The 3,628-nt window shown below is 74.1% G+C and carries 3 protein-coding genes; 2 read left to right on the plus strand and 1 reads right to left on the minus strand.

Annotation, left to right across the window (positions count from 1 at the left end):
• Positions 1-401: 401 nt before the first annotated feature.
• On the plus strand, positions 402-860 hold the full coding sequence (locus AB0K09_RS31300) for a hypothetical protein (protein WP_366068778.1): 459 nt from the start codon (positions 402-404) through the stop codon (positions 858-860).
• Between the two features lie 218 nt (positions 861-1,078).
• Here the strand turns inward: AB0K09_RS31300 and AB0K09_RS31305 are convergent, their stop codons facing one another.
• Positions 1,079-1,978, minus strand: a complete 900-nt coding sequence (locus tag AB0K09_RS31305) for a LysR substrate-binding domain-containing protein (RefSeq protein ID WP_366068779.1) — start codon at positions 1,976-1,978, stop codon at positions 1,079-1,081.
• A gap of 132 nt (positions 1,979-2,110) precedes the next feature.
• On the opposite strand from AB0K09_RS31305, the gene AB0K09_RS31310 reads away from it, so the two are divergent.
• Positions 2,111-3,628: AMP-binding protein (locus tag AB0K09_RS31310; RefSeq protein WP_366068780.1), on the plus strand; the 1,518-nt coding region annotated here is incomplete at its 3' end.

Raw genomic sequence — 3,628 nt, forward strand, 5'->3', positions numbered from 1 at the left:
ATCAGATCGGCGGCCGACAGGCTGGACGTGGGATGCCCGGAACCGGCCGCGGTGCTGGCGCGGACGGAGTCCACACGCAGCTGCTGGGCCAGCTCGAAGACCTGGTCCAGGTCGGTGCCGGGGCCGAGCGGGGTGGTGGGGGCCTGCGCCGTCATGATGGCTTCCTCTCAGCTGTCCGTCCTCTTCGATGGAACGGGCCGTCGGCCCCGGTCGCAACCGGCTGGGGACCCGGGCCCGCCCGCTGACAGCGCGCCTTCCCGGAGCAGGCCGGACGCATGCGGACGCCGTGGCGGGCAGACCCCGCCCGGCTCCGGGACGGCCGTCCCCCCTTCGGCTCAAGGCGGCCCCGGCGGTGGAGCGCGTTGCCCCGAGGCGGCACATGCTCGGAGTGAGGTGATCTCATGATGCGACCGGGGCGGCTGGCCGCCGACGCGGGCGTGGGCATGGCGGCCGGTCTGGCCGGAGCCCTGGCGATGACGCTCAGCAGCACCATGGAGATGCGGCTGCGCGACCGGCAGGCCAGCAGCGCGCCCGCCGACGCCGCCGGAAAGGTGCTCGGGGTGCGGCCGGTCGACGACGCCGGGGCGGCGCGCTTCTCCCGGGCCGTTCACTACGGGTACGGCGCCGCCTGGGGCATGGCGCGCGGCGTGCTCGCGGGGGCCGGTCTGCCACCGGCCGTGGCGACCGCCTGGCATCTGGCCCTCGTCTGGGGCAGCGAGCTCGTCGCATTGCCGGCCCTGGGCGTGACCTCCCCGGCCACCCGGTGGGGAGCGTCCGAGGTGGCGATCGACGGCTGGCACCACCTGGTGTACGCCGTCACGACCGGCGTCGCCCACGGCCTGCTCGACCGTACGCGCTGACTCGACCGGCGCTTCCCGCCCAAGAGGGCTAAATTGGTCGAAACGCACGGGAGAGGAGGGACGTATGTCCTCGAAGCGGCGGCGCAAGAAGAAGAAGTCCCGTATGAAGGGCGCCAACCACGGCAAGCGGCCCCAGTGCTGAACACCGGCGGGTCCCGCCCCACGGTGCCGCCCGTACGGGCCACCGCGGCGGCGCGGGCCCGCCGCGCCGCGTCCCGTCAGCCCGCCCGGCATTCCGCCGCCTGACGGCGGAAGCACTCGACGGCGAAGTCGCCGAAGCGCCGGGCCGCCACCGGCGGATAGACGTCCCGGTGCCGTACGAGCCACAGCACCCGGTGGCTGCCGGGCGTCTCCAACCGGACCCAGGCGACCCGCCCGCGGCCGGCGAAGTCGCGTGCCATGGCCGGGAGCAGGGCGACCCCGAGGCCCGCGCCGACCATGTCGAGCAGCGCGCCGGGCTCGTCCCCCTCACAGACGATCACGGGCCGGACCCCCGCCCGGGCGAACAGACGGTCGGCGAGCTCCCGCTGCCAGTGTCCGGGGGACGGGGTGATGAAGGGCTCCCCGTCCAGCGCGGCGAGGCCGACGTGCTCCAGCCCGGCCAGCCGGTGCCCGTCCGGCACCGCGAGCAGCACGTCCTCCCGCAGCAGCTCCACCGACGCCAGCCCGGGCCCGGTGAGCGGCTGGGAGGCGAGGCAGAAGTCCACTTCGCGTGTGCGGAGCAGGTGCGCCATCGCGTCGACGGGGGACTGGCGCAGCCGGACGTCCACGCCGGGATGGGCCGCGCGGAAGGCGGGGAGGAGCCTGATGAGCGTCATCATCGTCTCGGTCGCCACCGAGACGCTGCCGCTCTCGGCGTCGGCCGCGTCCGCCAGCTCCCGGCGGCCGTCCTCCAGTTCCCCCAGCGCCCGGTCGACGCGGCGCAGGAACGCGGCGCCGTGCTGGTTGAGCCGGATCCGCCGGCCGCGGCGATCGAAGAGCGGCACGCCGAGCTCCGCCTCCAGCCGCGCGATCGTGCGGCTCACCGAGGGCTGGGCCACCCGCAGTTCCTCCGCCGCCCGGCTGATGTGCTCGTGACGCGCGACGACCTGGAAACAGCGCAGCGACGGCAGATCCACGCCAACTCCTCCCCCTTATAACCCCACACGCATCATTACATGGCAGAACAGGTCTTGGACCGCATGAGCGGCACGCGCATAACCTCCGGACATCACCCTGTACTTCACATCCCACCCGAGGAGGCGCGGCCCGTGGCCGAGAACCCGCACCGGCACCCGCAGTGGACGAGCTACACCGAGTCGATCCTGGACGTGCTCTCGCGCTCTCCCGGTCGCCCCGCGGTGGTCGCGGCGGACGGCCGCACCGTCCTGGCGGGGGAGTTCCGCGACAAAGTCCTCCGGGCGGCGGCGGAACTTGCGGAGCGCGGCATCGGCCGTGGCGGCACCGTCTGCCTCCTGACCGGCAACCAGCCCGAGGCACTCCTCGCGCGCTACGCGGTGAACCTGCTCGGCGCCCGGGTCGTCCACCTCTACGAGGGCATGGCCCCCGAGACCCAGGCACGGATCGTCCACAGCACAGAGGCGGTGATGCTGCTCGTCGCCCCCGCCGCCCGGACGGCCGCCGAGGCACTCCTCGCCCGGGTCCGGGTGCCCGCCGTCCTCACCCTCGGCCCCTCCCCGGAGGGCGAGGACCTGCTGGCCCGCGCCGCTGCCCGGCCGCCCCACCCCATGCCGGGCGCCGCCCGCGCGGAGGACGACTGGTGCATCCGGTTCACCGGCGGCACCACCGGAATCCCCAAGGGCATCCGGATGGCCCACGGCCCGTACAGGGACGCGCTGGACCTCTACGCCGCCCGGATCCCGGCCGGCTCACCGCCCCGCTCCCTCGCCTGCACCGCGCTCGCGCACATGGCCGGAATCGTCGCCGACTTCACCCTCCTGGCCGGCGGCACCGTGATCCTGCACCACGGATTCGACGCGCACGACGTCCTCGCCGCCCTCGCCCGCGAACGCATCACGGACATCTGGCTCCTGCCGCCCCTGCTGTACGAACTGCTGGACCACCCGGACCTGCCGGCCACCGACCTCTCCGCCCTGCGGCGCCTGTACTACGGCGGGACCGCCGCCTCGGCGCAGCGACTGCGCGAGGCGGCCCGGGCGTTCGGCCCGGTGCTGTACGGCTGGTACGGCCAGACCGAGGCCGGAAACATCGCCGAGGTGCTGCCCCACGAGCACGGCATGACGGGACCCGGCGGCCAGGCGACGGCCGGGCGGGCGGCACCCGGCGTCGAGATCCTCGTCCGAGGGGCGGACGGCACCGTCCTGCCGCCCGGGCAGGCCGGGGAGATCCATGTCCGCACCCCCATGATGATGAGCGGGTACTGGCAGCAGCCCGAGCTGACCGCCGAGATCCTCCGCGACGGCTGGCTCCGCACCGGGGACGTCGGCTACCTCGACACCGACGGCCATCTCTACCTCGTGGACCGGCTCAAGGACATGGTCATCGTGGTCGGCGGACACGTCTACCCGGCGGAACTGGAACAACTGCTGCTCACCCACCCCGCGGTCGCGCAGTGCGCCGTGTTCGGCGTACGCCGCGCGGACCAGAGCGAGGAGGTCCACGCCGCGATCGTCCCCGCACCGGGCCACACCGTGGACGGCGAAGCCGTCCGGGAGTTCGTCACGGAGCACAAGGGCGCGATGTACGCCCCGCGCGCCGTGCACACCGTGGACCGCATACCGCTCACGGACGTCGGCAAGCCGGACAAG

This window comes from Streptomyces sp. NPDC049577 (assembly GCF_040675635.1).
Classification (GTDB): domain Bacteria; phylum Actinomycetota; class Actinomycetes; order Streptomycetales; family Streptomycetaceae; genus Streptomyces.